Genomic DNA, 25,942 nt, shown 5'->3' on the forward strand with positions numbered 1-25,942 from the left:
GCGACGCGGTTTCCTGTCAAGGCGGCGCTTCACCAAAAACCCGCCCGCCGGTCGCGTGGCTGAACCCTGCCCTTGCCGGTTCGGCGCGTAGTGGCTACATGTCGGCAACAATTGGAGACCGGCATGCTCGCCCTCATTCAAACCATCGTCATGGCGCTCGACCTCTATTGGTGGGTCATCATCGCTTCGGCGATCTTTTCCTGGCTCTATGCCTTCAACGTCGTCAACTCGCGCAATCAGTTCGTCGGCAGCATCGGCAACATGCTCTACAGGTTGACCGAGCCGGCGCTGCGGCCGATCCGCCGCTTCATGCCCGACCTTGGCGGCATCGACATCTCGCCGATCATCCTGCTTTTGATCCTGTTCTTCCTCAGGCAGTTCATTCTCACCACGGTGGCGCCGCTGTTGCTGGCCTGACGATCGCATGAGCGCGCCGTACCGCATTCGCGAGAACGGCGTTGATCTGTTCGTCCGGCTGACGCCGAAGTCTTCCGTGGACCGGCTGGAAGGCGTCGAAACATCGGCGGACGGACGAAGCCATTTGAAGGCGCGGGTCCGCGCCGTGCCGGAAAATGGCGCCGCCAATCAAGCGCTGGAGAGGCTGGTCGCCAAGGCGCTGGGCGTGCCGGCATCTTCGGTTTCGGTCGTTGCCGGCGGCACGGCCCGTCTCAAGACGCTGCGCATTTCAGGCGAACCGGCGGCGCTGGCAAGAAGTGTCGATGCGCTCTGCCGTCTATCCTCTACCTGAAGTTCAATCCCCCAGCGGCAAACGCGGATCGTCGACCTTCAGCGTGTTCACGCTCTGCTTGATGCGGCGCAGGTTCTCCAGCACCTTCGGGCCGCGGGTCTCGGCGACCGATGTGACGATCATGTCGACGATCGCCAGCAGCGCGTAGCGCGACGATGTCGGCTTGTAGATGTTGCCGTCCTCGAGCGGCTGCAGGTGGATGACCGTGTCGGCGACCTTGGCCAGCGCGGAGTCGGGCGCAGTGACGGCCACCGTGGCGGCGCCATATTGCTGGGCGACCTGCACCGCCTCGATGACCGAGCGCGCATAGCCGGAGACCGAGAAGGCGACGACGGTGGTGTCCGGCGTGGCAACGGCGGCGTACATGCGCTGCAACTGGCCGTCGATCTGCGCCAGGACCGGCAGGCCCAGCCTGAACAGCCGGTTCTGCATCTCGGTCGCCATCATCGAGGAAATGCCACCCGAACCGATGCACAGAACATTGCCTGACGCCGCGAGGCGCGCGGCGACGTCGACCAGTGTCGTCATGTCGAGGTTTTCGCTGACGCGCTGGATGGAGGCGATCGCGGCTTCGGTGATGGCCGATGCGATGCGCTGTTCGCGGGCATCGCGGCTCAGCGGCTCCGGCGACAGATACTGGCCGCCGATGGCAATGGCCTGCGCCAGATAGAACTTGAAGTCGCGCAGGCCCTCGCAGCCGAGGTTGCGGCAGAAACGGGTGACTGTCGGCTCACTGACGCCGACGCGCGCGGCAATTTCCGAGATTGCTGCCTTGGAGGCGAAGTCGAGATCGGACAGAACGAGGCTTGCCAGCCGGCGATCCGACTTGGTGCCGTCCTGCGACATCAGTTGCAGCCGCGTGATGATGTCGGCCGGCGTCTTCATATTCGAGTTTCCGTCGTCATCTCAGCGGCAGGCCCGTCGCCGTGTCGAACAGATGGATGTTGCCGGGGGCGACCGAGACCGGCAGCAGGTCGCCAGGCCGGACCGGCACCCGGTCGCGGAACACGGCGCGCACAGTGTCGGCGCCAATGGTGCCGTAGACATGGGTTTCGGAACCGGTCGGCTCGACGACATCAACCTTGAGCGCCATGGCATCAGTGGCCTCGCCGACGATGAAATGTTCGGGCCGGATGCCGGCCTCCACGGCACTGCCTGCCGGCACCGGTTTGCCGGCGAGCGCAAGCCGTCCGCCGCCGGTCGACTCGAACCAGGTTCTCTCGGGCGTCGTCTTGAGCGCCCCGGAAACAAAGCTCATCGACGGCGAGCCGAGGAAGCCGGCGACGAATTTGTTGGCCGGCCTGTCATAGAGCTCCAGCGGCGCTCCGACCTGCTGGATCCTGCCGCGATCCATCACCACGATGCGGTCGGCCATGGTCATGGCCTCGATCTGGTCGTGGGTGACGTAGACGATGGTCGATTTCAGCCGCTGGTGCAGTGCCTTGATCTCGGTGCGCATCTGCACGCGCAGCTGCGCGTCGAGATTGCTGAGCGGCTCATCGAACAGGAAGACGGAGGGTTCGCGCACGATGGCGCGGCCCATGGCGACGCGCTGGCGTTGGCCGCCGGAGAGCTGGCGGGGATAACGGTCGAGGTAGGAGAACAGGTTGAGGACGCCGGACGCCTTCTTGACCTTCTGGTCGATGGCGGTGCGGTCCTCGCCCCGGATCTTCGGACCGAAGCCGATATTGTCCGAGGCCTTGAGGTGAGGAAACAGCGCATAGGACTGGAACACCATGGCGATGTTGCGCTGCTGTGGCGGCAGGTCGTTGGCGCGTGTGCCGCCGATCAGGAGATCGCCGGAACTGATGGTCTCCAGGCCCGCCAGCATGCGCAGCAAGGTCGACTTGCCGCAGCCGGACGGGCCGACCAGCACCACGAATTCGCCGCTCGTGATGTCGAGGCTGATGTTCTCGAGTATCTTGTGCTGGCCGAAGGATTTCGACAGGTTGCGAAACTCGACGTCGGTCATGGTCACGCTCCCAATATGTCGTCGATGAACGGCAGGCAGCCGGCGGTCAATCCCGCGTCCACGGGCATCACCACGCCTGTTACGCCCGAGGCCCGGTCGGAGGCAAGGAAAGCCACCGCTTCGGCCACTTCCGAGGCGTTGACGATGCGGCCGAGCGGATAGAGCCGCTGCAGCTTGCCGATTATGTCGGGGTTCTTGGCGAGGCGATGGTCCCAGGCGGCGGTGCGGATCGATCCGGGGCAGACCACATTGGCGCGCACGCCGCTGCGGCCGAGCTCGACGGCGATCGATTTGGCATAGGCGTTGATGCCGGCCTTGGCAGCGGCATAGGCGGGGTTGCCGAAATGCGCGATGGCGTTGACGGACGAAATGAAGACGACGCTGCCCGAACCGCGCGCGGCCATCGCCTTGGCAATGGGATCGGCGAAAATCATCACGCCGGTCAGGTTGAGGTCGAGTTCATGCTCGATCCTGTCCGCCGTCAGCGCATCGAGCGTCTCGGCGCGCGTCCAGCCGGCATTGTTGATCACAATGTCGGGGACGCCGTCCTTTTCGAGCACTGCGGCGACCGCGGCTTCGACCGAGGCCCGGTCGAGAAGATCGAAGACATGACGCGAGGCAAGGTGCGGGCTCGCCAGCGCCTCCTCGGACTGGTCGCAGCCGACCACCCGTGCGCCCCTGCCGGCCAGCAGTGCGGCGATCGCGGAGCCAAGGCCGCCACCGGCGCCGGTGATGACGACCGTCCTGCCTTCGAATTCGGCTCTCGAAACCACGGCGCTTGCTCCTCCGGCAGGTCAGGCAGATGCCGGCAGGCTAAAGAATGGAATGTAATTAAGCAACATCATAATCCGCTTGCATGCGGCAAATTCATCGATAATGTAGGAAAGTCACATAAATCTTGTGTCAGCACCGGCACAGGGAGCGCAAAAGCGTGGACCAAATGGGAGAGATCAGATGAACCTTGCGAAATGGACTGCCGGCCTGATGGCCGGAATGGGCATTCTGGCCTTCGCGGCGCAGGCAGAAGCTGGCGAAGTGCGGGTTACCGTCGCCGAATACAGCGCCAAGACCGGCCCCTACTTCGAAGAGGTCAAGAAAGAGTTCGAGGCGAAGAATCCCGGGATCACCGTCAAGTTCGAGGTGGTGCCGTGGGATGTGCTCCTGCAGAAGCTGACCACCGACATCACCGCCGGCACCAATGCTGATCTCTCCATCATCGGCACGCGCTGGCTGATCGACTTCGTCCAGCAGGATGTCGCCGAGCCGCTCGACAGCTATATCACGCCCGAATTCAAGGGCCGCTTCATCGACACCTTCCTGTCGCCCTCGATCATGGGCGGCAAGACCTATGGGTTGCCGATCGCCGCTTCGGCGCGCGCCATGTATTACAACAAGGAGCTGTTCGAGAAGGCCGGCATCGCCAAGCCGCCGGCAACCTGGACCGAACTGCAGGAGGATGCCCGCAAGATCAAGGCGCAGGGTGCCTTCGGTTTCGGCCTGCAGGGCAAGGAGATCGAGACCGACGTCTACTACTACTACGCCATGTGGTCGCAGGGCACCGAGATCCTCAACAAGGACGGCACGTCGGGCCTCGGCACGCCGGGCGCGCTCGAAGCCGCCAAGCTCTACAAGTCGATGATCGACGAGGGGCTGACGGAGCCCGGCGTCACCTCCAACAACCGTGAGGACGTGCAGAACCTGTTCAAGCAGGGCAAGGTCGGCATGATGATCACCGCGCCCTTCCTGTCCAACCAGATCAAGGATGAGGCGCCGAGCCTCAAATACGGCGTGGCCGCCATTCCGGCCGGGCCGACCGGCGCGCGCGGCACCTATGGCGTCACCGATTCCATGATCATGTTCAAGAACTCCAAGAACAAGGATGAGGCCTGGAAGCTGATGGACTTCCTGTTCACCACGGAGCAGCGCGCCAAGTTCACGCAAGGCGAAGGCTTCCTCCCGGTGAACAAGGAAGAGGCCAAGATGGACTATTACGTCAACAACGCCGATCTCGCCGCCTTTACCGCGCTGCTGCCGGATGCCCGTTTCGCGCCGATCATCCCGGGCTGGGAAGAAGTCGCCCAGATCACCTCGGACGCCATGCAGAAGATCTATCTCGGCGGCGACCCCGAGGCAGGCTTGAAGGAGGCGGCAGTCAAGGCCAATGCGGTGCTGAAGAAATAGGGCCGTGTTCAAGAAATAGGGCGTATCTCCCTGCGCCCGTGGCGCGCCCCCGACTCAGGCGGGGCGCGCCACACTTCTAGAAGTGTTCGGCTGCTCTCCAATGTCAGCGCCGCCCCTCATTGCCCTGCCGGGCATTTCTCCCCGCATAGTGACGGGGAGAAAGGGCTGGTCGCAATCTCGGCGCCCTTCTTGGACGCTGGTGACTGGCGAAAGCGGTGACGAAAGCACCCCCTCTCCCCGTCACTATACGGGGAGGGGATGCCGGCAGGCAGGTGAGGGGCGGCGCCGACGGCGGGAAAGAGTTCGAAACCGGGCGCCTGGGAAGAACAGGTCTGTTGGCCAACCAGCGCTACTGATGCCTCGCAAAGCGGTACAAACCAGCCGATGCAAAATCGCTTCCTGCCCTATCTCCTGACCCTGCCCAGCCTGTTCCTGGCTGCGGTGGTCATTTTCTGGCCGGTCTGGGACCTGATCCAGATCGCGACGCACGACGTCAATCGGTTTGGCCAGTTGCGGGAGTTCAGCGGCCTGACCAATTTCGCCGCGCTCACCGCCGATCCCGATTTCATCGCGGCCCTCTGGCGTACCGGGCTGTGGACGGTGCTGGTGGTCGGCGGCGCGCTGCTGGTCTCGATCCCGGTGGCGATGATCCTCAACACCGATTTCTATGGCCGTGGCCTTGCGCGCGTCATCATCATGCTGCCTTGGGCGGTGTCGTTGACCATGACGGCGGTGGTCTGGCGCTGGGCGCTGAGCGGCGAAAGTGGCATGCTGAATTCGGCGCTGATCGGGCTCGGCCTGATCGACCACAACATCCAATGGCTGGCACAGGCCGGAACCGCCTTTCCGATGCAGGTGCTGATCGGCATATTGGTGACGGTGCCGTTCACCACGACGATCTTCCTCGGCGGCCTGTCGTCGATCCCGGACGATCTCTACGAGGCGGCCGCCTTGGAGGGGGCAACGCCGCTGCAGCAGTTCCGCGAAATCACCTTTCCGCTGCTGAAACCGTTCATCAACATCGCCATCGTGCTCAACACGATCTACGTCTTCAATTCGTTCCCAATCATCTGGGTGATGACGCAGGGTGGGCCGGCCAATTCGACCGACATCCTGGTGACCCACCTCTACAAGCTCGCCTTCCGCATCGGCAAGCTGGGCGAGGCGTCGGCGGTGTCGCTGGTGATGTTCGCCATATTGCTGCTCTTCACCATGATCTATGTGCGCCTCGCCATGCGGGAGCAGCGCGCATGAGCAGCAAACTGAAGCGTACCGCCATCGCGTGGCTGTTGCTGGCGCCTTTGATCGTGGTGACGATCTTTCCCTTCGCGGTGATGTTCCTGACAGCGGTGAAGCCTCGGACCGAAGTGCTGACACCCACCTGGTGGCCGAGCGAGTTCCGCTGGTCGAATTTTTCCGACATGTGGGTGGCGACCGGCTTCGGCCAGGCGCTGGCCAATTCGCTCTACGTCTCGGTGATCGCTACCGTCGGCGCCATCTTGATCTCGGTGCCCGCGGCTTACGCGATGTCGCGCTTCCGCTTCGCCGGCTACGGCGCCTTCCGCCAGTTCCTGCTGATCTCGCAGATGATCTCACCGATCGTGCTGGTGCTCGGCCTGTTCCGGCTGATGGCCGCCTGGGGGCTGGTCGAGAGCACCACGGCGCTCGGCTTCATCTACATGGCCTTCAACGTCGCCTTCACCGTTTGGATGCTGCAGAGCTATTTCGACACCATTCCGCGTGATCTCGAGGAGGCGGCCTGGATGGAAGGCGCCGGGCGCTGGCTGACCTTGCGAAAAGTGTTCCTGCCGCTTTGCCTGCCGGCGATCGCGGTGACGGCGATCTTCACCTTCATCAACGCCTGGAACGAGTTCGTCGTGGCGCTGACCATGCTGCGCAGCCAGGAGAGCTACACGCTGCCGATCCAGGTGTTCTCGCTGGTCGCGGGCCGCTACACGATCGAATGGCATCACGTCATGGCGGCGACGTTGCTGGCCACCTTGCCGGTGGCGGTCCTGTTCATCTGGCTGCAGCGTTATCTCGTCCGGGGGCTGGCGCTCGGGGCGGTCAAATAGCATTCCAGCAATTCAGGAAAAGTTCCCAGCGGTTTTCCGCGCGGAATTGCGAAAAAACAAGAAGTCCACGGAGCTTTCATGCGTATCTTCACCGCCTCGCTGGCGACGGAAACCAACACCTTCTCACCGGTGCCGACAGACCGGGCCTCGTTCGAGATGGCTTTCTATGCCGGTCCGGGCAAGCATCCGGAAACGCCGACGCTGTGCTCTTCGCCGATCGTGGCGCTGCGCCGCCGCGCGGCCGCGGAAGGTCTCACCGTGATCGAAGGCACCGCGACCTGGGCCGAGCCCGGCGGTCTCGTGCAGCGGCAGACCTATGAGGCGCTGCGCGACGAAATACTTGGCCAGCTCAAGGCCGCCTTGCCGGTCGATGCCGTCATGCTGGGCCTGCATGGCGCCATGGTGGCGCAAGGCTATGACGACTGCGAGGGCGATCTGCTGGAGCGCGTGCGCGGCATCGTCGGGCCTGGCGTGGTGATCGCCTGCGAGTTCGATCCGCACAGCCATCTGACGCCCAAGCGCGTGGCGGCGTCCGACATCATGGCCTATTTCCTCGAATTCCCGCACACCGATTTCTACGAGCGCGGCGAACACGTCGTCGAACTCGGGCTTGCCGCGGCGCGTGGCGAGATCAAGCCTGTCATCTCGACCTTCGACTGCCGCATGATTCAGGTGCTGCCGACCAGCCGCGAGCCGATGCGCTCCTTCGTCGACCGTATCAAGGCGCTGCACGGCAAGGACGGCGTGCTGTCGGTGTCGGTCATCCACGGCTTCATGGCCGCCGACGTGCCGGAAATGGGCACGCGCATCCTCGTCGTCACCGACAATGACAAGGCCAGGGGCGACGCGCTGGCGGAACAACTCGGACGCGAGCTCTATTCCATGCGCGAAAAGACAGCGATGACGATGCTTGATGCCGCCGACGGCATCGACCGGGCGCTGGCCGTACGTGCCGGGAATCCCGGCAAGCCCGTGGTCATCGCCGACGTCTGGGACAATCCCGGCGGCGGCGTTCCCGGCGACGGCACCTTCGTGCTGCGCCAGATGCTGGCGCGCGGCCTGGACAAGCTTGGCGTGGCGACGATCTGGGATCCGATAGCGGTGACCTTCTGCCTGGCGGCCGGCGAGGGCGCTGTCATAGACCTGCGTTTCGGCGGCAAGGCCGGGCCTCAAGCGGGTGAGCCGATCGACGCGCGCGTCAAGGTGCTGAAGGCTGTCAGCGAAAGCTGGCAGAGTTTCGGGCCGAGCCGCGTGACATTGGGACCGTCAGCGGTGGTGCGCATCGAAGGCACCGAGGTCGACGTGATCCTGAACACCAATCGCACACAGACCTTCGAGCCGGATGTCTTCTCCAACATCGGCGTCGATCCGCTGGCCAAGGACATGCTGCTGATCAAGTCGACCAACCACTTTTATGCCGGCTTCGAACCGATCGGCGCCGAGATCATCTATGTCGCGGCGCCGAGTTCGTATCCCAGCAACCCGGCGGCGACGAACTACACGAAGCTGACGCGGCCGATGTGGCCAAGGGTGAAGGATCCGTGGAAGGCGTGACGCTGCCGATCTCCCCCCTTGAGGGGGAGATGTCGCCGAAGGCGACAGAGGGGGTCGCCTCACTTGAAGCGCCAACCTTGATCCGCCGCAGGAAGTCGAGTCCGGTCGGACCGACCCCCTCTGGCCGCTTCGCGGCCATCTCCCCCTCGAGGGGGGAGATTTGCTGGCGCTACGCCAAGCCCCGCTTCACCATCATCGCGTCTGCCGATGGCATCTTGCCGCGAAACGCCGTGTACAGCTCTTCCGGATCCTTCGAGCCGCCGGCGGCGTAGATGTTCTTCCTCAGCCGCTCGGCCAGTACCGGGTTGAAGGGGTCGCCCGTCTCCTCGAAGGCGGCGAAGGCATCGGCGTCGAGCACCTCCGACCACATGTAGGAATAATAGCCGGCCGAGTAACCGTCGCCCGAGAAGACATGGCCGAAATGCGGGGTGCGATGGCGCATCGCGATCGTGTCGGGCATGTCGAGCTTTTCCAATGTTTCGCCCTCGAAACGAAGCGGCTGTTCCGGCGCGTCGGGCCGTGCATGGTAGGCCATGTCAATCAAGGCGGAGGCGGTGAACTCGACAGTGGCGAAGCCGGCGCCGAAAGTGCGCGCGGCCAGCATCTTGTCGAGCAGCGCCTTGGGCATCGGCTTGCCGGTCTTGACATGAAGCGCGTGCTTTTCCAGCACCGCCGGCACCGTCAACCAGTGCTCGTAGAGCTGCGAGGGCAGTTCGACGAAGTCGCGGCTGACCGAAGTTCCGGAAACCGATGGCCAGGTGACGTCGGTCAGCATGCCATGCAGCGCATGGCCGAATTCGTGGAACAAGGTCTTCGCCTCGTCGACCGACAGCAGGGCCGGCTCGCCCGCGGGCGGCTTGGCGAAGTTCATGACGTTGTAGATCACCGGCTTCGCGCCGTGACCGAGCTTATATCCGGACTTCAGCGCGCTCATCCAGGCGCCGGAGCGTTTCGAGGGCCGCGCGAAATAGTCGGCCAGGAACAGGCCGCACTCGCTCCCGTCGGCGTTTTTCACCACGAAGACACGCGCGTCCGGGTGCCAGGCGGCAATACCCTTCTTCTCCTCGAAAGTGATGCCGAACAGCCGCGTCGCCACGTCGAAGCAGGCGTCGATGACGCGGTCGAGCTGCAGGTAGGGTTTGAGTTCGGCCTCATCGAAGGCGAACTTTTCCGCGCGCAGCTTCTCCTGGTAGAAGCGCCAGTCCCAGGCGGCGAATTTTTCGTTGCTGCCGGCTTCGGCCGCCAGCCGCTCCAGTTCCTTCTGGTCGGCGGCGGCTTTTTCCAGCGCCTTTTCCCAGACCGGGTCGAGCAGCGCATGCACCGCCTTCGGTGTCTTGGCCATGGTGTCGTCGAGCTTGAGCGCGGCGAAGGAGGCATAGCCGAGCAGCTTCGCCTTCTCGGCCCGCAGTTTCAGCATGTCGCGCACCACGGTCGTGTTGTCGGACGCACCACCGTTCTGGCCGCGCATGGTGAAGGCGCGAAAGGCGATCTCGCGCAGGTCGCGGCGCTCGGAGAAGGTGGTGAACGGCTCGTAGATCGAGCGCGACAGGGTGACGGCGTAGCGGCCCTTCTGGCCACGTATCTCGGCGGCCTCGGCCATCGAGCTTTTCACGAAATCCGGCAGGCCGGCGAGGTCGGCCTCGTCGAGGAAGAGCGCCCAGTCGCGCTCGTCGGCCAGCACGTTCTGACCGAAAGTCGTGCCGAGCGACGACAGCTCCTCGCTGATTGTCGCCAACCGCTTCTTGCCGTCGGCGTCGAGCTTGGCGCCGGAACGGACGAAGCCTTTCCAGGTCTTCTCCAGGACACGCAGCGTCTCGGGATCGAGCTTCAGGCTCTCGCGGCGCTGATAGAGGTCGTCGATGCGGGCAAACAGTTTTTCGTTCATCGAGATCGCCGAGAAGTGCCTCGACATTTTCGGCGAAATGTCGCGCTCCAGCGCCTGGATCGTCTCGTTGGTGAAGGCGCCGGCGCGGCACCAGAAGATCGACGAGACGTGATCGAGCGCCTCGCCGCCCAGTTCCAGCGCGGCAAGCGTGTTGTCGATGGTCGGCGCATCCTTGCTGGTGGCGATCGCGTCTATCTCGGCCTCATGCGCCTTCAGCGCGGCGTCGAAGACGGGGGAGAAATCACCGTCGCCAATATGGGCAAAATCGGGCAGGCCGAGCGGTCCTCGCCACGCGGTCAACGGATGGGCGGCGAGATCGACGGCTTTCGGAGAGGGCATGGAGGGTCTTTCGCTGGCATCAGAAGGAGGGTGTCACCGATGTAGGGCGTGGCCCGCGGGCCCGCAATATGCCAGTTGGCCGATCCGCCTCAGTAGCCCTCGCAGTTTTCGGCGATCGCGGCTTGCGAGCTGGCGGTGATGCGGTTGTTGTTCACCGCGAAGGTTTCCTGCATCAGCATGTCATTGTCGGGGAAATCGTAGCAGGCGATCACGGTGGTGACCCCGCCCTCGCTCTTCTCGATGCGGTGCCGGATAGCAGCACCGGCAACCGCGCCTTTCCATTCGACGAGCGAAGCGATGAATTCCTGCTTGCTCTGGACGACGCCGAGGTCGTCGAGCTTGATGCGGACGTCGTCGTCGAGCAGGTCCGCCAGCTCAGTGCGATCGGCGACCAGCAGCGCCGAATACCAGCGGCTGATGAGGGCGCGGTCATCGGCGCGAGCGGCAACCATCGCTGTCAGCAGCGCGACCGCCGCGAAAACGACCGGCCGGACGCTCATCGCCTGGCGCGGGCCCCGTTCATTCCAGCACCGGCCGCTCGAAATCGCCGGTCTCCTTGTTCATCGCCCAGAGCTCGCCGGTCGAAATGTCGAACCAGGCCCCGTGCAGTGACAGCCGCCCCTTGCCCTCGAGGATCGAGACGCACGGGAAAGTCCTGAGGTTGGCGATGGAATAGCGGATCGAGATGCGTTCGAGCGCCGTCTGGCGCTCGGTCGCCGTCATCATCGTGCTTGCGGCCACGGTTTCCGCGGCCGGCGCGATCAGGCTCATCCACTTGCCGATGAAGTCGCCGGGAGACAGCGGCGCGGAATTGGTGTCGAGCGCGGCGCGGATGCCGCCGCAGCGACCGTGGCCCATGACGACGATGTTCTTGACCTTGAGGCTCTGCACGGCGAATTCGAGCGCGGCCGAGGTCGAATGGAATTCCCCGTCCGGCTCGTAAGGCGGCACCAGATTGCCGACATTGCGCAGCACGAAGAGTTCGCCGGGCCCGGCGTCGAAGATCGCCTCGGGCGCGGATCTCGAGTCGCAACAGGCGACGATCATGGTCTCGGGCGCCTGGCCTTCGCGGGCGAGCTCGCGATAGCGGCCGCTCTCGGTGAGGTAGCGGCCGTTCATGAAATTGCGGTAGCCGGCGAGGAGGTGTTCGGGAAGATGAGGCATGGGCGGCTAAGGCCTTTCCGGGTTGGAGGCGGCAGCTCTGCTATTTTGTTTACGCATCGTGCTTTCCGAAAGCCGATTCCGGCTTTCGGGCCGATACGCTGCGGTCGAGGAAAGGCTCTAACGGCAAAAGCCCGCTGCGAGCAATGCAGAATTGTAGGGGCTGGCCATAAATGCCATGCGCCAAAAGCGTGACGCCCGCCGACATTGTCATGCCCAGATGGCGACCGGTATGCCAAAACCGTCAGCGAGCGGCGGGTCGGGAAACGGTTTTGCTTTGCCGCTGGCGATGCGGCCGGCGATCAGCGCCATCGCCGCCGCATCGACGAAATCGTCGGCGGCCGCACCACGTGGCGGCGGCTGGTCGAGGAAATCCATTTCATAGCCATGCCGGCAAAGCAGTGCCTTGCGCTCCGCCATGCCGGCCGGGTTGACACTGCCCTTGATCTTCTTCGGCAACAGCATGGCCTGGTCGCCATTCAGGCGGCAGAAGGCGACTTCCGGATGCGATTCGAAGACGCGGCCGCGCAGTTCGGGCTGCGCGATCAGCAACGCGTCTATTTCACGGATCTTGGAGAAGATGCCGAAGGCCTGGATGGAAACGCCGCGCGGTGGATCGGATGTGGTCCTGGCCACCTCGCTTGCGCTGCGATGCGCGGCGTACCAGGCTTCGATCGTGGTGAAGCCGCAGGTGTCGGCATAGAGCGCGGCGCGGGACGGGATCGAAAAGACGCTGGACTGGCGCGCGCCGAGCAGCGGCCGCACCAGCGCTTCCGGTCCGCGCCCGCCCTCTTGCGAAAATTCCGGCAAGCCGATCGGCATGTCGACGGCGACGATCGCGTCATCGGGGATCGCCGCCAGCAGGGCAGCGAATGTGGGGAAGACATCGACCGAAGGCGCGGGGCTGGCGTCACGAGGTGTCGAACCGGGTTCGTGCAGCACGGCGATCCAGCCGGCCTTGCAGCCATCGGCGCCGACGAGCACGATTTCGGCGGGGGTCACGCCCGGCGGTCCCGCCCCGGATGCGTCAGGTGGCGAAGCTGGACCATGGCCATCGGGTGCGACAGGCTCTGCGCATCGGTTTCGAGCTGCAATTCGTCGCCGCCGCGCTTGGCCGTGCGCGCCAGGATCTCGTAGACCGCCGCCGTGGTCGATTGCAGCGCCTTGATCGCCGGCTGGCCGGAAAGGATGCGCGCCAGGTAGACCGCCGCCGTCAGATCGCCCAGGCCGTTCGGCGGCTTGTCGATCAGGCGGTGTTCGGCGAGCAGCGCCTGGGTGCCGTCGAGCAGCAAATTGCCGGTGCCGCCTGAAATCATCGACGGTGCCGAGGTGACCAGCATGGTCGACGGTCCGGCATGGAGCGCCGCCGAGATCACCGATTTCAGGTCGGGCAGCGGCGCGCCGGCCATCCATTCCAGCTCATAGCGGTTGGGGGTGGCGATGTCGGCGATCGGCATCAGGCGGTCGCGCATGGCGGCGGCAGTGGGCTCGGGCACATAGAGGCCGCCGGAATCACCCATCACCGGATCGCAGATATAGACGGCGTCAGGCGTCCTGGCCTTGACCGCGGCGACCAGCGAGGCGACCGCCTCGGCTTGGCCGGCCTCGCCGAGGTAACCGGAGAGCACGGCACCGACTTCACCGAGCCACGGCGCGCGCTCCAGATCGGCCATCAGCGCCTTGAACTGGTCGAGCGGCGGCACGATGCGGGTGGCGCGGCCATGTCCAGGATGCCAGGGCAGGATGATTGTCGGCACCGCCCACACCGGAAAGCCCAAGGTCTCCAGCGCGAAGACGGCGGCGCGGTTGCCGACGGAGCCACGGGCGACATGGCTGGAAATGACGATGACCGCGCGCGGCGCGTCGGCTTTTTCGGCGCTCATTGTTTCTTGATTCCTAGCTGCCCCGGGTGAGGAAAAGCACGAGCCAGACCATCAGGCCCAGCGCCAGAAGCAGTCCGAGTATCCGGCCAACGCGCGTGCCCCAGACTTCGATCGGATCCGAGCGATCGGCATCGGCCGCGGAGACGTGGTCGCGCATGCCTTTTGTCGTCCGTGCCACGAAAGAGTTGCCGGCCGGATCGGTCTCCTGCGCGACGCGCTGGAGGATACGGCGCGATTCGCTGTCGCTGTTCTGGCGTTGCGCCATGATGATGTCCCGTTCTGATCGGACCTTATCGCGTTCGCGGACCCAATCACAGGGCCTTGCGCGGGCCCGATTCACGCAGAGCCTGCTCCAGAGGTCGAGGCCGTTTTCTTGCGCGCCGATTGTGGTAATGCTTCGCCTGCAACTTCTATCGAGGGACCCCATCATGCTTGCCCAGCGCCTTGCTCGACCATCGACATTCCGCACGCTGCCCGCCTTCCTGATGATGGCGATCGTGCTGCCGCTGCTTGCCGGCTGTGGCTACAACACCATCCCGACGGCGGAAGAAAACGCCAGGGCGGCATGGAGCGAGGTGTTGAATCAGTATCAACGCCGCGCCGATCTCATCCCCAATCTGGTCGAGACGGTCAAAGGCTATGCTTCGCATGAAAAGGACACGCTTGACGCGGTGGTCGAGGCGCGCGCCAAGGCGACGCAGATCACGGTGACGCCGGAAACGCTGAAGGATCCGGAAGCGCTCAAGAAGTTCCAGGATGCCCAGGCAGGGCTGACCAGCGCGCTGTCGCGGCTGATCGCGGTGTCGGAGGCCTATCCCGACCTCAAGGCCAACCAGAATTTCCTGGCGCTGCAGGCACAGCTCGAAGGCACCGAGAACCGCATCGCGGTGGCGCGGCGCGACTACATCCAGGCCGTCAGGGACTACAATCTGACGCTGAAGACCTTCCCGTCGGTGCTGTGGGCGACCTTCTGGTTCCGCGGCAACGAGCCCTTCGCCAACTTCACCGTCGACGAAGACAAGATGCAGCCGCCGAAGGTCGATTTCGGCACGAAGCAGGGCGGGTGAACGGGCCATTGTTTCGCGGGGCCTGAAAGCATTGCGTTCCGTGGCGCCCCCCTCTGTCCTGCCGGACATCTCCCCCACGAGTGGGGAGATCACATGTCGCGTTGGCTTTCGCCAATCTCCAACGCCTAAAAGGGAGAGCCGGCGGTCAAGCCGCCAATCACCCCCCTCGTGGGGGAGATGTCCGGCAGGACAGAGAGGGGCGCCTCGCGCGTACCTCACTCTTCTTGGGTTTCTTCTCGGTTTCCTTCTCCTCCCCCTAAGCGCCTTCGCCGCCGATCTGCCAGCCCTCACGGGTCGCGTCGTCGACAATGCCGGCATCATCGATGCCGGCACACGTGCGGCGCTGACCCAAAAACTCGCCGACTTCGAAACCAAGGGCTCGGACCAGATCGTCGTCGCCACCATCCCCAGCCTCGACGGCGAGGAGATCGAGCCCTACGCCAACCGGCTGTTCCGCTTCTGGAAGCTCGGCCAGGCCAAGGAGAACAACGGCGTCCTGCTCCTGGTCGCGCCGAACGATCGCAAGATGCGCATCGAGGTCGGCTATGGGCTCGAAGGCACGCTGACCGACCTGCACACCAAGCTGATCATCGAAAACGACATGGTGCCGGCGTTCCGTGCTGGCGATTTCCCGGGCGGTATCTCCAAGGCCGTCGATGACATGATCATGGTGCTGGAGGGCAATCCGGAGGAGTTGGAGGCGCGTGGCAAGCGCAACGAGCAGGCGCCGTTCAATGCCGACGACCTGTTCTTCGCCGTCTTCATCAGCATCTGGGCGATCATTTTCTTCGGCAGCATCGCGGCCTCGGTCCTGCCGCCGATCTTCGGCCAGAAGCTCGGGCCCGGACGCTATCGCTGGCTGGGCATGACCTTCGAGCCGCACCGGCGGTCCTCATCCGGGGGCGGCTGGTCGTCCGGAAGCTCCGGCGGCGGCTGGTCTTCGGGTGGCGGGGGTGGCGGCTTTTCGGGCGGCGGCGGTTCGTCCGGCGGCGGCGGCTCCTCGGGAAGCTGGTAGGCCATGGTAAGAGCCGCCGTCCCATCGATGCCCGGCCGATGCGCCACGGGATTGCGCCTGGCCTTAATCACACTGGCGTCCCTGCTGCTTGCCTCGATCGCCGCCGTGGCCGCCGATCTTCCGGCTCTCACCGGCCGTGTGGTCGACAATGCCGGCATTATCGATGCCGCGACCAAGGCCGCGCTGACGCAGAAGCTGGCGGACTTCGAAACCAAGGGCTCGGATCAGATCGTCGTCGCCACCATCCCCAGTCTCGACGGCGAGGAGATCGAACCCTACGCCAACCGGCTGTTCCGCTTCTGGAAGCTCGGCCAGGCCAAGGAGAACAACGGCGTCCTGCTCCTGGTCGCGCCAAACGACCGCAAGATGCGCATCGAGGTCGGCTATGGGCTGGAAGGCACGCTGACCGATCTGCATACCAAGCTGATCATCGAGAACGACATGGTGCCGGCGTTCCGTGCCGGCGATTTCTCCGGCGGCATCTCCAAGGCCGTCGACGACATGGTCATGGTGCTGGAAGGCAATCCCGAGGAACTGGAGGCGCGCGGCCGCCGCAATCCCGCCGACAGCAGCACTTCCATGGACCCGATCGTCGCCGTGTTCCTGATCCTGTGGGCGACGATGTTCTTCGGTGGCCTGGCAATGGCATTCCTGCCGCCGATGTTCGGCACGAAGCTGTCGCCGGGCGTGTATAGATGGCTGGGGATGACGTTTCGCTATGGCCAGGGAGCGGGCGGATCCACGGGCAGCAGCGGCTGGACGACGGGGTCGTCGGGCGGCGGCTGGTCCTCGGGCAGTTCCGGCGGCGGGTGGTCCTCGGGGTCAAGCAGCGGCGGCGGCGGGTTTTCGGGCGGCGGCGGCTCGTCCGGCGGTGGCGGTTCTTCAGGAAGCTGGTGAGACAAGATCATGGCAACACGACCGATCAGCCCGCAGGATCATGAGCGCATCGCCGCTGCGATCCGTGCCGCCGAAGCGCAAACCGATGGCGAGATCTATTGCGTCGTGGCGCATGCCAGCGACGGTTATTTCGCCCCCGCCGCGCTGATGGCGACCCTCGGGATGCTGATCGTCAGCCTTGCCGTCGCCTATGGGCTGGAAGCCTGGTGGCTCACCATCCGCCTGCCGCATTTCGTCATTGCCGAGTTGCTGGCGCTGGCCTGCGTGCTGGCCCTGCTGTGGACGCTGCCCGGCCTGCGCATCCACATGGTGCCACGCCGGCTGCGCTATCAGGCAGCGCACGCCAATGCGGTCAAACAGTTTCTCGCCCGCAACGTTCACCGCACCACGGCGCGCACCGGCGTGCTGATCTTCGTCTCGATCGCCGAGCGCTACGCCGAGGTGGTGGCCGATTCAGGCGTCGACGCCAAGGTCGGCCAACAAGTCTGGGACGGAGTGGTGCGTGACCTGACCGCCCATGCCGGGGACGACCGGCTCGCCGACGGCTTCGTCAAGGCGATCGAGCAGGTGGGGGCGGTGCTGGCCGAGCATTTCCCTGTTACGCCGGGCGATACCAACGAACTGGACGACCATCTGGTCGAAATCTGAGTCTGCCGGCAGACGCCCACCCTGCCGATCCGGCCCATTTCGGGACGGGGCTTATCCAATTTCGGCAATGTCAGGATCGGATGTAGAAAGCGGTTGGCGGGCCGCCCCGGACTCTTGCAATCGGCCGATGCGGGTTTATGGTTAACAAATCATGAATACGCTGACGATCGATATTCGGAAGGCAGACCCGCGCGATGCCGGCGCCATTGCCGAGGTGCACCTGGAAGCCTGGCGCGGCGCCTATAGCGGCATCATCCCGCACCGCACGCTGACGTCGATGATCAACCGCCGGGGAACCGACTGGTGGGCGAATGCCATACGCCGCGCGGCGACCGTGCTGGTCGTCGAGATCGGCGGCACGATTGCCGGCTATGCGACGATCGGCAAGAACCGCGCCAAGGAGCTCAAGCAGCAAGGCGAGATCTACGAATTGTACCTGCGCCCGGAATATCAGGGCATCGGGCTGGGCAGGCGGCTGTTTTCAGCGGCCAGGGCGCGGCTTGCCGACCATGGGCTGAAGGGCATGGTGGTGTGGGCGCTGGAAGACAACCAGAACGCACTCGCCTTCTACGCAGGTGCCGGCGGACGCGACATCGCCGAAGGGGTCGAGATTTTCGAGCAGAAGGCGCTGAAGAAGGTCGCCTTCGTCTGGGAGTGACTGCCGGGCACGATCGCGGAAGGCGAAGTCCCGGGCTCACGTAAATCACGACGCTGAAACATCTTGTGCCGATGATTGAACGCGCCGAACGCCATCGCGTCCCGCCGGATGCATGTAAGCACCATTCGCCGCATTGCACCATTTTGCGCCGCCCGCTATCTCCTGCCAATCGAGAGAGGGACAAAAGCCATGCGCATCGAAGCCATAGCCACTGGAAAGAATCCGCCTGAGGACGTCAACGTCATCATCGAGGTGCCGATCGGCGGCGAGCCGATCAAGTACGAGATGGACAAGGAGGCCGGCACGCTGTTCGTCGACCGCTTCCTGCACACCTCGATGCGCTACCCCGGCAATTACGGCTTCGTGCCGCACACGCTGTCGGGCGACGGCGACCCGATCGACGTGCTGGTTTGCAACACGCGTGCGCTGGTGCCGGGCTGCGTCATCAATGTGCGGCCGATCGGCGTGCTGATCATGGAAGACAATGCCGGCCAGGACGAGAAGATCATCGCGGTGCCGTCACCGAAGCTCACACTGCGCTACGAGAACATCACCGAATACACGCAGCTGCCCGACATCACGCGCCAGCAGGTGCAACACTTCTTCGAGCACTACAAGGATCTCGAGCCCGGCAAATGGGTCAAGATCGAAGGCTGGCACGATTCCAAATACGCCAAGAGGATGATCATCGACGCGGTTGCACGGGCAAAGGCGAGCAACTAGCTCGAGCGGTCAGTTATCAACCCGGCCGAAAGCCGGCACGTCGCCGATCACCACGCGCTTGTCCTTGCCGCAGGCGAAGCCTTTCGCCTTCTCGTCGGCGATCTTGCGCGCCTGGTCGTTGGCGGTAGGGTTGCCGGTGGCCAGCACCAGGCCGACGGTGCAGCCGTCACGGGCGTCCATCTGGGCGACCTTGGCGACGAGCAGCACCTCGGTCTTCCTGGTCTCGTCCTCGGGATTGCTGATCGAGCGGCGGTGGATGACCGCGAATGGCACCGCCTTGTCGCCATTGGTTTCGATGCGCCACTCGACCTTGGCCCCGGACGAATTGAAGGCCGAAAAACTTTCCCAGGCGGACGTCATGTCGCCGCCGGGCGGAAAACCGTAGAACAGCGATTCGCGGGCGTCGTCATATCCGATCAGCACGGAATAGCCTCGATAGCCGGAGCAGGCGAGGTCGGCCCAATCGCCGTCGCCCTGCTCGGCCTGCGCATAGGTCACGCAGTCCTTCTTCCAGTCGAGGTCGGTGTAGGCGCTGGATATCTCGCCGGCTTGTGCCGCCTGGCAGAGGCCGGCGAGGATGAGCGGGATCAACAGGCTGCGCATCGCGGGGATCTCCGTTGGCGGTCGTCCCAGCGTATCGCCAATCGCTATTTCTTCAAGCTCGCCTCGATCAGCAGGTCGGCGTTGCGGGCGACCGACTGTGCCGGTCCGCCGAGGCCGAACAGCTGGCCGCTGATATAGGCGCCTTCGATGAGCAGCAGCAGCCCGTCGCCCAGCGTGTCAGGATCATGCGCGCCCATCGCAGCCGCCATGGCGCGCAGGCGGCGGCGCAATTCCTGCTTGTTGGCCTCGCTGACGACGCGGGCCGGATGGCTGTGGTCGGGATATTCGACCGCCGCATTGGTCATGCCGCAGCCGCGATAGTCCGCCACCTGCGTTCGCTTGCCGATGCGGGTCAGGAAAGCCTTGATCTGCGCACGAGGGTCCCCGGGATTGGCGGCAACCGCCTCATCGAAACGCTCCCAGTATTCAAGATCGTATTGCCTGAGGTAGGAGGCGGCCAGTTCGTCCTTGGAGGGAAAGCTGCGATAGAGGCTCGGCTTGGTGACGCCGGCGCGCTTGACGATCTCGTCGACACCGATCGCCCTGATACCTCGCCGGTAGAACAGGTCATAGGCCACGTCGAGGATCTTCTTGGCGGCCTTGGGTGGCGCCGACGCATGACCGTCGCTGATGGTCAGTTCAATATTTTTGTCGCTTGGCATCATGGGACTCGATTGACAATGTTACCGATCGGTACGTATACATACTCCCACCTTGCAACGTACCGGTCAGTAACATGATAGCTCAATCCCGTCCCTTTGGCCAGCGCTACGCTTTTGTCGTGGTTGGCGTCATCTTCCTCTGCCTGCTGATCGCGGCCGGCCTGCGCTCCGCGCCGTCCGTCATGATGCTGCCGCTGGAAAACAGCTTCGGCTGGCGGCGCGACGTCATTTCATTGGCCGCAGGCGTAGGCATCCTGCTCTATGGGCTGACCGGTCCGTTCGCCGCAGCGCTTATGGAACGCATCGGGCTGCGCCGCACGCTGCTTGCGTCGCTGGTGGTGATGTCGGCTTCGACCGGGCTCAGCCTGCTGATGACCAAGCCCTGGCATCTGTTCATCACCTGGGGCGTTTTTTCCGGCATCGGATCCGGCGCCGTCGCCAGCGTGCTGGGTGCCACCATCGTCAACCGCTGGTTCAAGACCAATCGCGGCCTTGTCATGGGGCTGATGTCGGCCTCCAGTGCCACCGGCATGCTGATTTTCCTGCCGCTGATCGCCTCGCTTGCGCAGGCAGGCGGCTGGCAGCCTGTCGTCATCGCCGTCGCGATCGCGACCGCGGCGTTGATCCCTCTGGTCTGGCTGCTGGTGCCGGAGCGCCCGGCCTCGATCGGCATGGTGCGTTATGGCGCAGAGCCGGATGATGTGCCGCCGACTTCGCCCGCGTCACAAGGCAACTTCCTGGCGCATACGCTCAACACGTTGCGCCGGGCCGCCGGCACGCGGGTGTTCTGGTACCTGTTCGCCACCTTCTTCGTCTGTGGCTTCACCACCAACGGTCTCGTCGGCACACATCTGATCCCGTTCTGCGGCGACATGGGCATCGGCGAGGTGCAAGCGGCCGGCCTGTTGTCGATGATGGGCATTTTCGACCTGATCGGCACGACGCTGTCAGGATGGCTCACCGACCGTTACGACCCGCGCAAGCTGCTTGGCGTCTACTACGCGGTGCGTGGTCTCTCGCTCATCTACCTGCCCTATTCCGGCTTCTCGGCGACCAGCCTGATCATCTTCGCGGTGCTCTATGGTCTCGACTGGATCGCCACCGTGCCGCCGACACTGCGGCTCGCCAACGAAGCCTTCGGCGACCGTAGCGGGCCGATCGTGTTCGGCTGGATCGTCGCCGGTCACCAGGTGGGTGCCGCCACCGCCGCCGCCTTCGGCGGTACGATGCGCGAACTGCAGGGCAATTACGAACTGGCGTTCCTGATTGCCGGCATGACGGCGATCGCCGCCGCCTGTATTTCGCTCCTGATCAACACCAGCCGGCCGGCTTTCGATCCGGAACCGCAGCCGGCTTGAGGCGGCAGGCAGAATGGCCGATCTTCCCACGAGGGGGAGATCGGCAGCTTCGCGGAACGGCGCGAACTTTCAGTCGGGATAGCAGACCATCGGAATGTTGGGCCAAACCGCCGCATCACAATTGGCGCTGGCCTGTCTCTGCTTGAAGGCGGCGCTGACCGGGCCGGTCACCACCGGGTCGACGCCATCGGGTGCGTCGGCAAAGGCCTGTTGCGCGGAAGGCGCGTCAGCCGGCAGGACGGCACGCGCTTCCTTCAGCGTCGCGGCTGATTGCGCGGCATTGGCCGCCAGCAGGACGGCAAAGGCGACGGACGCGATCAGCGGCCAAAATCGGTTGAGTTTATCGGTCATGACGTTCGAACTGTCCGGGCCCTCAAAGGTTCCCGCCTTGGTTAACAAAATCATTTCACACGCAGATGCTTAAGATTTGATGAGTATTTGGTGTCGCGCTTCCCCTTTCGCAACTGCGAAAAACCCTGTATGAGCCGCGCAACCGAAAGAGGCAGCGCCTTTGGCCTGCTGCCTGCAACGCTTCCGAGACCAGAATCATGAACCTCCGTAATATCGCGATCATCGCGCACGTCGACCATGGAAAGACCACCCTGGTCGACCAGCTTTTGAAGCAATCCGGGTCTTTCCGAGACAACCAGCGCGTCGCCGAGCGCGCCATGGATTCCAACGACCTCGAAAAGGAACGCGGCATCACCATCCTGGCCAAGGCGACCTCGGTCGACTGGAAGGACACCCGCATCAACATCGTCGACACCCCCGGCCACGCCGATTTCGGCGGTGAGGTCGAGCGCATCCTCTCGATGGTGGATTCGGCCATCGTGCTGGTCGACGCCGCCGAAGGGCCGATGCCGCAGACCAAGTTCGTCGTCGGCAAGGCGCTGAAGGTCGGTTTGAAGCCGATCGTCGTCATCAACAAGATCGACCGTCCCGACGCCCGCCATGTCGAGGTGGTCAACGAGGTGTTCGACCTGTTCGCCGCGCTCGATGCCACCGACGAGCAGCTCGACTTCCCGATCCTCTATGGTTCGGGCCGCGACGGCTGGGTGTCGGAAAATCCCGAAGGCCCGAAGGACCAGCAGCTTGCGCCGCTGTTCGACCTCGTCATCAAGCATGTCCCGGCGCCGACCGTTCATCCCGGCCCGTTCCGCATGATCGGCACCATCCTGGAAGCCAACCCGTACCTCGGCCGCATCATCACCGGCCGCATCGAGAGCGGCACGCTGAAGTCGAACCAGGCGGTCAAGGTGCTGCACAATGATGGCACCCAGATCGAAACCGGCCGCATTTCGAAGATCCTTGCTTTCCGGGGCCTCGAGCGCCAGCCGATCGAAGAGGCGCAGGCAGGTGACATCGTTGCCATTGCCGGCCTGTCCAAGGGGACCGTCGCCGACACGTTCTGCGACCTGGCGGTGACCGAGGCGCTGCATGCGCAGCCGATCGACCCGCCGACCGTGACCATGTCCTTCCTCGTCAACGACAGCCCGCTCGCCGGTACCGAAGGCGACAAGGTGACCAGCCGCGTCATCCGCGACCGGCTGCTGCGCGAGGCCGAAGGCAATGTCGCGCTGAAGATCGAGGAATCGCCCGACAAGGATTCGTTCTTCGTCTCCGGACGTGGCGAATTGCAGCTCGCCGTGCTGATCGAGACCATGCGCCGCGAAGGCTTCGAAATCGCCGTCTCGCGTCCACGCGTCGTCATGCAGAAGGGCGAGAACGGCGAATTGCTGGAGCCGGTCGAGGAAGTCGTCATCGACGTCGACGAGGAGCATGCCGGCGTCGTCGTGCAGAAGATGTCGGAGCGCAAGGCCGAAATGGTCGAGCTGCGGCCCTCGGGCGGCAACCGCCAGCGCATCGTCTTCCACGCGCCGACGCGCGGCCTGATCGGTTACCAGTCGGAATTGTTGACCGACACGCGCGGCACCGCCGTGATGAACCGGCTGTTCCATGCCTACGAGCCCTACAAGGGCGAATTGCCCGGCCGCACCAACGGCGTGCTGATCTCCAACGAGCAGGGCGAGTCGGTCGCCTACGCCATGTGGAACCTGGAAGACCGTGGCCCGATGGTCATCGATCCGGGCGTCAAGGTCTATCAGGGCATGATCATCGGCATCCACAGTAGGGACAACGACCTCGAAGTGAACGTGCTGAAGGGCAAGAAGCTGACCAACATCCGCGCCGCCGGCAAGGATGAAGCGGTCAAGCTCACCCCGCCGATCCGCATGACGCTGGAGCGCGCGCTGGCCTGGATCCAGGACGACGAGCTGGTCGAGGTGACGCCGAAGACTATTCGCCTGCGCAAGCTCTATCTCGACCCGAACGAGCGCAAGCGCTTCGAGAAGTCGTCGAAGGCGGTCGGCGCGGCGTAATTTTCCATTTTACGGAACTGACGGAAGGGGTGAGGCACATCGGTGCCTCACCCCTTTTTCATCCCCCAGCGGCCAGGATGATGGCCTGCCGATCTGGTTCGCTGGCAAGATTGACGCGGATCGTCGTCCCCTCGCGGGCTGGCTTGCGAAGGGCTTTGCTCCCCTCGGGATCAACGACCAGCAGCCGTCGCTCCTCCAGCGCCTGGAGCCGCGATCGCGAGATGCCGAATTCGCTGGCCAGCAAGCGGTCGAGCCTCAGCGATATCGGCACTTCCAAACCCAGCCGGAGTTCCAGCGCCGTCGCGCCCTGCTTCATCCCGCCGATCACCTGTTTGCGCACGGCGGCATCAGGGAATTCCTCGACGCGCCCAACCTGGTCGCGCAGGGCGACGATGTCGAAGGCATGGCGACGTGCCAGCTCCGGATCGTTGCTCTCGAGCGCCGCGAGCAGCGCCGGCTCGATGTCACGGCGGTTGCAGCGTTCGAAAATGCCGAAATTCCAGGAATTGTCGCAGTCGGCGCAACGATAGATCAGCCAGACGTCGATGCGCTTGCCATTGGCGTTGACGCGGAATTTCCCGCTGCAGCGATAGGCTTTCACGCCGCCGCAGCGATTGCAGTTGATCAATGGGCGCGGTGCGATTTCAGGCGCGATCGTCCAGTGGATGCGCAGGATAGAAGACATGCCGGTAAGTCCTTCCCGTCGGGAAGTTCATCCGGTCGGCGATGTCGAGATGCCCGTGCGGGCGCGGCGTGGCGGGTGGCTGCGGAGATCGTGAAGTCAGGTGTCGCTGGGCGAAAAGCGCGCGACAGCGGTTCAGCAGTGCCAAACCGGTCTCGAACCGCCGCCCAGAGGAACACATGAAAAATAAACAGGCACTGCTGATGCGGCGCCATGCAGGTGTGTCGGGGGAGTTGACGAGACCGGCGGTTACTGAGGCAAAGTGAAGCTCGAAATTGTTTCGCGGCGGCCCTTCTAGCGGCGTGACGCCGCGCGGACAAGCGTCATTTTGTCGGCGCTACCGCAGCTCGATCGCTTGCGCTAGTGTCAGGCTTCAAAGGTTGCCAGACAGAGACCCTCGCCATGCACCTCACCTCGCTCCTGATCTTCGCCGCCGCCTTGTTCGTGGCCGCCGGTTCGCCCGGTCCATCGATCGCGGCGCTCGTCGCACGCGTCATTTCGAAGGGCTTTCGCGACGTGTTCCCGTTCCTGCTTGCCATGTGGATCGGCGAAGGCATCTGGCTTTCGCTGGCGGTGTTCGGGCTTGCCGTGGTGGCGCAGACCTTCCATCTCGCTTTCGTCGCGGTGAAATGGGCTGGCGTCGCCTATCTCGCCTACCTCGCCTGGAAGATGTGGACGGCGCCCGTCGATGCCAAGGAGGGCGAGATGCCGCGTGAAGACTCGCCGGCGAAGCTTTTCTTCGCCGGCATGGCTGTCACGCTCGGCAATCCCAAGATCATGATGTTCTACCTGGCGCTGTTGCCGACCATCATCGACCTCGCTTCGGTCAGTCTCGTCGGCTGGGTCGAACTGACGGCGACCATGGCGGTGGTGCTGATCGCCATCGATCTCGCCTGGGTGCTCGCCGCCTCGCAGGCGCGCAAACTGCTCAGGAGCAAGCGCGCCATGAAGATCGCCAACCGCGTCAGCGCCACGACGATGGCCGGTGCCGCGGCGGCCATCGCGGCGCGCTCTTGAGGCGACCCGTCAGCCCATCATGTTGATGATGGGGGCGATCTCGACGTTGCAGTTTGGCATGGCCAGCATCGGGCAGCCCTTGGCCTTCTCGGCGGCTTCGTCGATATCCCTGGCCTCGATGATCGAGTAGCCGCCGGTCGGGTTGCTGCCGCCATTGTTTTCGACCTTGCCGCCGGGCAGCACCGTCTTCGACATGCCGACAGGATTGCCGCGCTCGACCACGGCCGAGCCGAGTTTTCCGAACCAGTCTGTCCAGGCGTCGGTCATCGCCTTTCGCTCGGAGTCGCTCGTCGGCATCTTGCCGGAGCCGTGATAGACGTAGAGAAACTTCGCCATGTTCTCCTCCCTTGATGAGCGGCATCGAACCGGCACGCGGTCATGCCGCATGCCGATCATCGGACCAAAATGACGAGTGGGCAACGAAAATACCCAATCG

Annotated in this window: 29 protein-coding genes; 15 read left to right on the forward strand and 14 right to left on the reverse strand. The window is 64.2% G+C overall.

What is annotated here, in order from left to right; translation table 11 throughout:
* Nucleotides 1–123 precede the first annotated feature (123 nt).
* Both EN850_RS27840 and EN850_RS27845 read left to right on the forward strand, forming a co-directional pair.
* On the forward strand, nucleotides 124–417 hold the full coding sequence (locus EN850_RS27840) for a YggT family protein (RefSeq protein ID WP_015315112.1): 294 nt from the start codon (nucleotides 124–126) through the stop codon (nucleotides 415–417).
* A gap of 7 nt (nucleotides 418–424) precedes the next feature.
* A complete protein-coding gene (locus EN850_RS27845; RefSeq protein WP_127872887.1) occupies nucleotides 425–748 on the forward strand; it encodes a DUF167 domain-containing protein in 324 nt (107 codons plus the stop codon).
* Nucleotides 749–751: 3 nt separating this feature from the next.
* On the opposite strand, the gene EN850_RS27850 is transcribed toward EN850_RS27845, so the two are convergent.
* From EN850_RS27850 to EN850_RS27860, 3 genes are read right to left on the reverse strand one after another with little or no spacing between them, the layout of a single operon-like run.
* Complete coding sequence (locus tag EN850_RS27850) at nucleotides 752–1,633, reverse strand: MurR/RpiR family transcriptional regulator (RefSeq protein ID WP_127277082.1); 882 nt, start codon at nucleotides 1,631–1,633, stop codon at nucleotides 752–754.
* A 16-nt stretch (nucleotides 1,634–1,649) separates the two neighbouring features.
* Entirely contained in the window at nucleotides 1,650–2,720 is a 1,071-nt protein-coding gene (locus EN850_RS27855; protein ID WP_127872888.1) for an ABC transporter ATP-binding protein, read from the reverse strand.
* Nucleotides 2,721–2,722: 2 nt separating this feature from the next.
* Nucleotides 2,723–3,493, reverse strand: coding sequence for an SDR family oxidoreductase (locus EN850_RS27860; RefSeq protein ID WP_135883248.1), 771 nt, complete (start codon nucleotides 3,491–3,493; stop codon nucleotides 2,723–2,725).
* Nucleotides 3,494–3,674: 181 nt separating this feature from the next.
* Between EN850_RS27860 and EN850_RS27865 the strand changes: the two genes are divergently transcribed.
* The 4 genes from EN850_RS27865 (at nucleotide 3,675) to EN850_RS27885 (ending at nucleotide 8,530) form a co-directional block, all read left to right on the forward strand.
* Nucleotides 3,675–4,901 carry a sugar ABC transporter substrate-binding protein gene (locus tag EN850_RS27865; RefSeq protein ID WP_127277076.1) on the forward strand — a complete coding sequence of 409 codons (1,227 nt, stop codon included), beginning with the start codon at nucleotides 3,675–3,677 and terminating at the stop codon, nucleotides 4,899–4,901.
* Between the two features lie 384 nt (nucleotides 4,902–5,285).
* On the forward strand, nucleotides 5,286–6,155 hold the full coding sequence (locus EN850_RS27875) for a sugar ABC transporter permease (RefSeq protein WP_136092715.1): 870 nt from the start codon (nucleotides 5,286–5,288) through the stop codon (nucleotides 6,153–6,155).
* Nucleotides 6,152–6,976, forward strand: coding sequence for a carbohydrate ABC transporter permease (locus EN850_RS27880; protein ID WP_135916608.1), 825 nt, complete (start codon nucleotides 6,152–6,154; stop codon nucleotides 6,974–6,976). Before EN850_RS27875 ends, EN850_RS27880 begins: the two co-directional genes overlap by 4 nt.
* Nucleotides 6,977–7,054: 78 nt before the next feature.
* Entirely contained in the window at nucleotides 7,055–8,530 is a 1,476-nt protein-coding gene (locus EN850_RS27885) for a M81 family metallopeptidase (protein WP_136092716.1), read from the forward strand.
* A 169-nt stretch (nucleotides 8,531–8,699) separates the two neighbouring features.
* Here the strand turns inward: EN850_RS27885 and EN850_RS27890 are convergent, their stop codons facing one another.
* The 6 genes from EN850_RS27890 to EN850_RS27915 all read right to left on the reverse strand — a co-directional run bounded on the left by EN850_RS27890 (nucleotide 8,700) and on the right by EN850_RS27915 (nucleotide 14,063).
* Nucleotides 8,700–10,754 (reverse strand): M3 family metallopeptidase, encoded by a 2,055-nt coding sequence (locus tag EN850_RS27890; RefSeq protein ID WP_136092717.1) that lies wholly within the window; start codon nucleotides 10,752–10,754, stop codon nucleotides 8,700–8,702.
* Between the two features lie 89 nt (nucleotides 10,755–10,843).
* Nucleotides 10,844–11,254, reverse strand: a complete 411-nt coding sequence (locus EN850_RS27895; RefSeq protein WP_136092718.1) for a nuclear transport factor 2 family protein — start codon at nucleotides 11,252–11,254, stop codon at nucleotides 10,844–10,846.
* 19 nt (nucleotides 11,255–11,273) lie between these two features.
* The gene (locus tag EN850_RS27900; protein WP_136092719.1) at nucleotides 11,274–11,918 is read right to left on the reverse strand and encodes a carbonic anhydrase; all 645 of its coding nucleotides are present in this window, start codon (nucleotides 11,916–11,918) and stop codon (nucleotides 11,274–11,276) included.
* Between the two features lie 207 nt (nucleotides 11,919–12,125).
* Nucleotides 12,126–12,917, reverse strand: a complete 792-nt coding sequence (locus EN850_RS27905; RefSeq protein ID WP_136092720.1) for a DUF429 domain-containing protein — start codon at nucleotides 12,915–12,917, stop codon at nucleotides 12,126–12,128.
* On the reverse strand, nucleotides 12,914–13,798 hold the full coding sequence (pdxY, locus tag EN850_RS27910; RefSeq protein WP_136092721.1) for a pyridoxal kinase PdxY: 885 nt from the start codon (nucleotides 13,796–13,798) through the stop codon (nucleotides 12,914–12,916). Before pdxY ends, EN850_RS27905 begins: the two co-directional genes overlap by 4 nt.
* A gap of 13 nt (nucleotides 13,799–13,811) precedes the next feature.
* Entirely contained in the window at nucleotides 13,812–14,063 is a 252-nt protein-coding gene (locus tag EN850_RS27915; RefSeq protein WP_136092722.1) for a hypothetical protein, read from the reverse strand.
* Nucleotides 14,064–14,226: 163 nt separating this feature from the next.
* On the opposite strand from EN850_RS27915, the gene EN850_RS27920 reads away from it, so the two are divergent.
* The 6 genes from EN850_RS27920 (at nucleotide 14,227) to ppa (ending at nucleotide 18,806) form a co-directional block, all read left to right on the forward strand.
* Nucleotides 14,227–14,865, forward strand: a complete 639-nt coding sequence (locus EN850_RS27920; protein ID WP_127280912.1) for a LemA family protein — start codon at nucleotides 14,227–14,229, stop codon at nucleotides 14,863–14,865.
* 40 nt (nucleotides 14,866–14,905) lie between these two features.
* Nucleotides 14,906–15,880 (forward strand): YgcG family protein, encoded by a 975-nt coding sequence (locus tag EN850_RS27930; protein ID WP_246689287.1) that lies wholly within the window; start codon nucleotides 14,906–14,908, stop codon nucleotides 15,878–15,880.
* Between the two features lie 3 nt (nucleotides 15,881–15,883).
* Nucleotides 15,884–16,777 carry a YgcG family protein gene (locus EN850_RS27935; protein WP_135916613.1) on the forward strand — a complete coding sequence of 298 codons (894 nt, stop codon included), beginning with the start codon at nucleotides 15,884–15,886 and terminating at the stop codon, nucleotides 16,775–16,777.
* A gap of 9 nt (nucleotides 16,778–16,786) precedes the next feature.
* Nucleotides 16,787–17,425 (forward strand): TPM domain-containing protein, encoded by a 639-nt coding sequence (locus tag EN850_RS27940; protein ID WP_136092723.1) that lies wholly within the window; start codon nucleotides 16,787–16,789, stop codon nucleotides 17,423–17,425.
* A 151-nt stretch (nucleotides 17,426–17,576) separates the two neighbouring features.
* Nucleotides 17,577–18,083 carry a GNAT family N-acetyltransferase gene (locus EN850_RS27945; RefSeq protein ID WP_127278725.1) on the forward strand — a complete coding sequence of 169 codons (507 nt, stop codon included), beginning with the start codon at nucleotides 17,577–17,579 and terminating at the stop codon, nucleotides 18,081–18,083.
* Nucleotides 18,084–18,272: 189 nt separating this feature from the next.
* Nucleotides 18,273–18,806 (forward strand): inorganic diphosphatase, encoded by a 534-nt coding sequence (gene ppa / locus EN850_RS27950; protein WP_136092724.1) that lies wholly within the window; start codon nucleotides 18,273–18,275, stop codon nucleotides 18,804–18,806.
* 9 nt (nucleotides 18,807–18,815) lie between these two features.
* On the opposite strand, the gene EN850_RS27955 is transcribed toward ppa, so the two are convergent.
* Nucleotides 18,816–19,409 carry a hypothetical protein gene (locus EN850_RS27955; RefSeq protein WP_127278723.1) on the reverse strand — a complete coding sequence of 198 codons (594 nt, stop codon included), beginning with the start codon at nucleotides 19,407–19,409 and terminating at the stop codon, nucleotides 18,816–18,818.
* A gap of 44 nt (nucleotides 19,410–19,453) precedes the next feature.
* Complete coding sequence (locus EN850_RS27960) at nucleotides 19,454–20,071, reverse strand: TetR/AcrR family transcriptional regulator (protein WP_127278722.1); 618 nt, start codon at nucleotides 20,069–20,071, stop codon at nucleotides 19,454–19,456.
* 74 nt (nucleotides 20,072–20,145) lie between these two features.
* Here EN850_RS27960 and EN850_RS27965 point away from each other — a divergent pair, with 74 nt between their 5' ends.
* On the forward strand, nucleotides 20,146–21,429 hold the full coding sequence (locus tag EN850_RS27965; protein ID WP_189591234.1) for an MFS transporter: 1,284 nt from the start codon (nucleotides 20,146–20,148) through the stop codon (nucleotides 21,427–21,429).
* A 69-nt stretch (nucleotides 21,430–21,498) separates the two neighbouring features.
* Here EN850_RS27965 and EN850_RS27970 read toward each other — a convergent pair whose 3' ends face one another.
* Nucleotides 21,499–21,780, reverse strand: a complete 282-nt coding sequence (locus EN850_RS27970) for a hypothetical protein (RefSeq protein ID WP_246689288.1) — start codon at nucleotides 21,778–21,780, stop codon at nucleotides 21,499–21,501.
* Nucleotides 21,781–21,977: 197 nt separating this feature from the next.
* Between EN850_RS27970 and typA the strand changes: the two genes are divergently transcribed.
* Nucleotides 21,978–23,807 (forward strand): translational GTPase TypA, encoded by a 1,830-nt coding sequence (gene typA / locus EN850_RS27975; protein WP_136092726.1) that lies wholly within the window; start codon nucleotides 21,978–21,980, stop codon nucleotides 23,805–23,807.
* A 58-nt stretch (nucleotides 23,808–23,865) separates the two neighbouring features.
* Here the strand turns inward: typA and EN850_RS27980 are convergent, their stop codons facing one another.
* Entirely contained in the window at nucleotides 23,866–24,492 is a 627-nt protein-coding gene (locus tag EN850_RS27980) for a DUF1062 domain-containing protein (protein ID WP_136092727.1), read from the reverse strand.
* 399 nt (nucleotides 24,493–24,891) lie between these two features.
* On the opposite strand from EN850_RS27980, the gene EN850_RS27985 reads away from it, so the two are divergent.
* A complete protein-coding gene (locus EN850_RS27985; protein ID WP_127278719.1) occupies nucleotides 24,892–25,506 on the forward strand; it encodes a LysE family translocator in 615 nt (204 codons plus the stop codon).
* A gap of 9 nt (nucleotides 25,507–25,515) precedes the next feature.
* Here EN850_RS27985 and EN850_RS27990 read toward each other — a convergent pair whose 3' ends face one another.
* Entirely contained in the window at nucleotides 25,516–25,842 is a 327-nt protein-coding gene (locus tag EN850_RS27990; RefSeq protein ID WP_127278718.1) for a YciI family protein, read from the reverse strand.
* Nucleotides 25,843–25,942: the final 100 nt, after the last annotated feature.

This window comes from Mesorhizobium sp. M8A.F.Ca.ET.207.01.1.1, from assembly GCF_004794715.1.
In the GTDB taxonomy this organism is placed as follows: Bacteria; Pseudomonadota; Alphaproteobacteria; order Rhizobiales; family Rhizobiaceae; genus Mesorhizobium.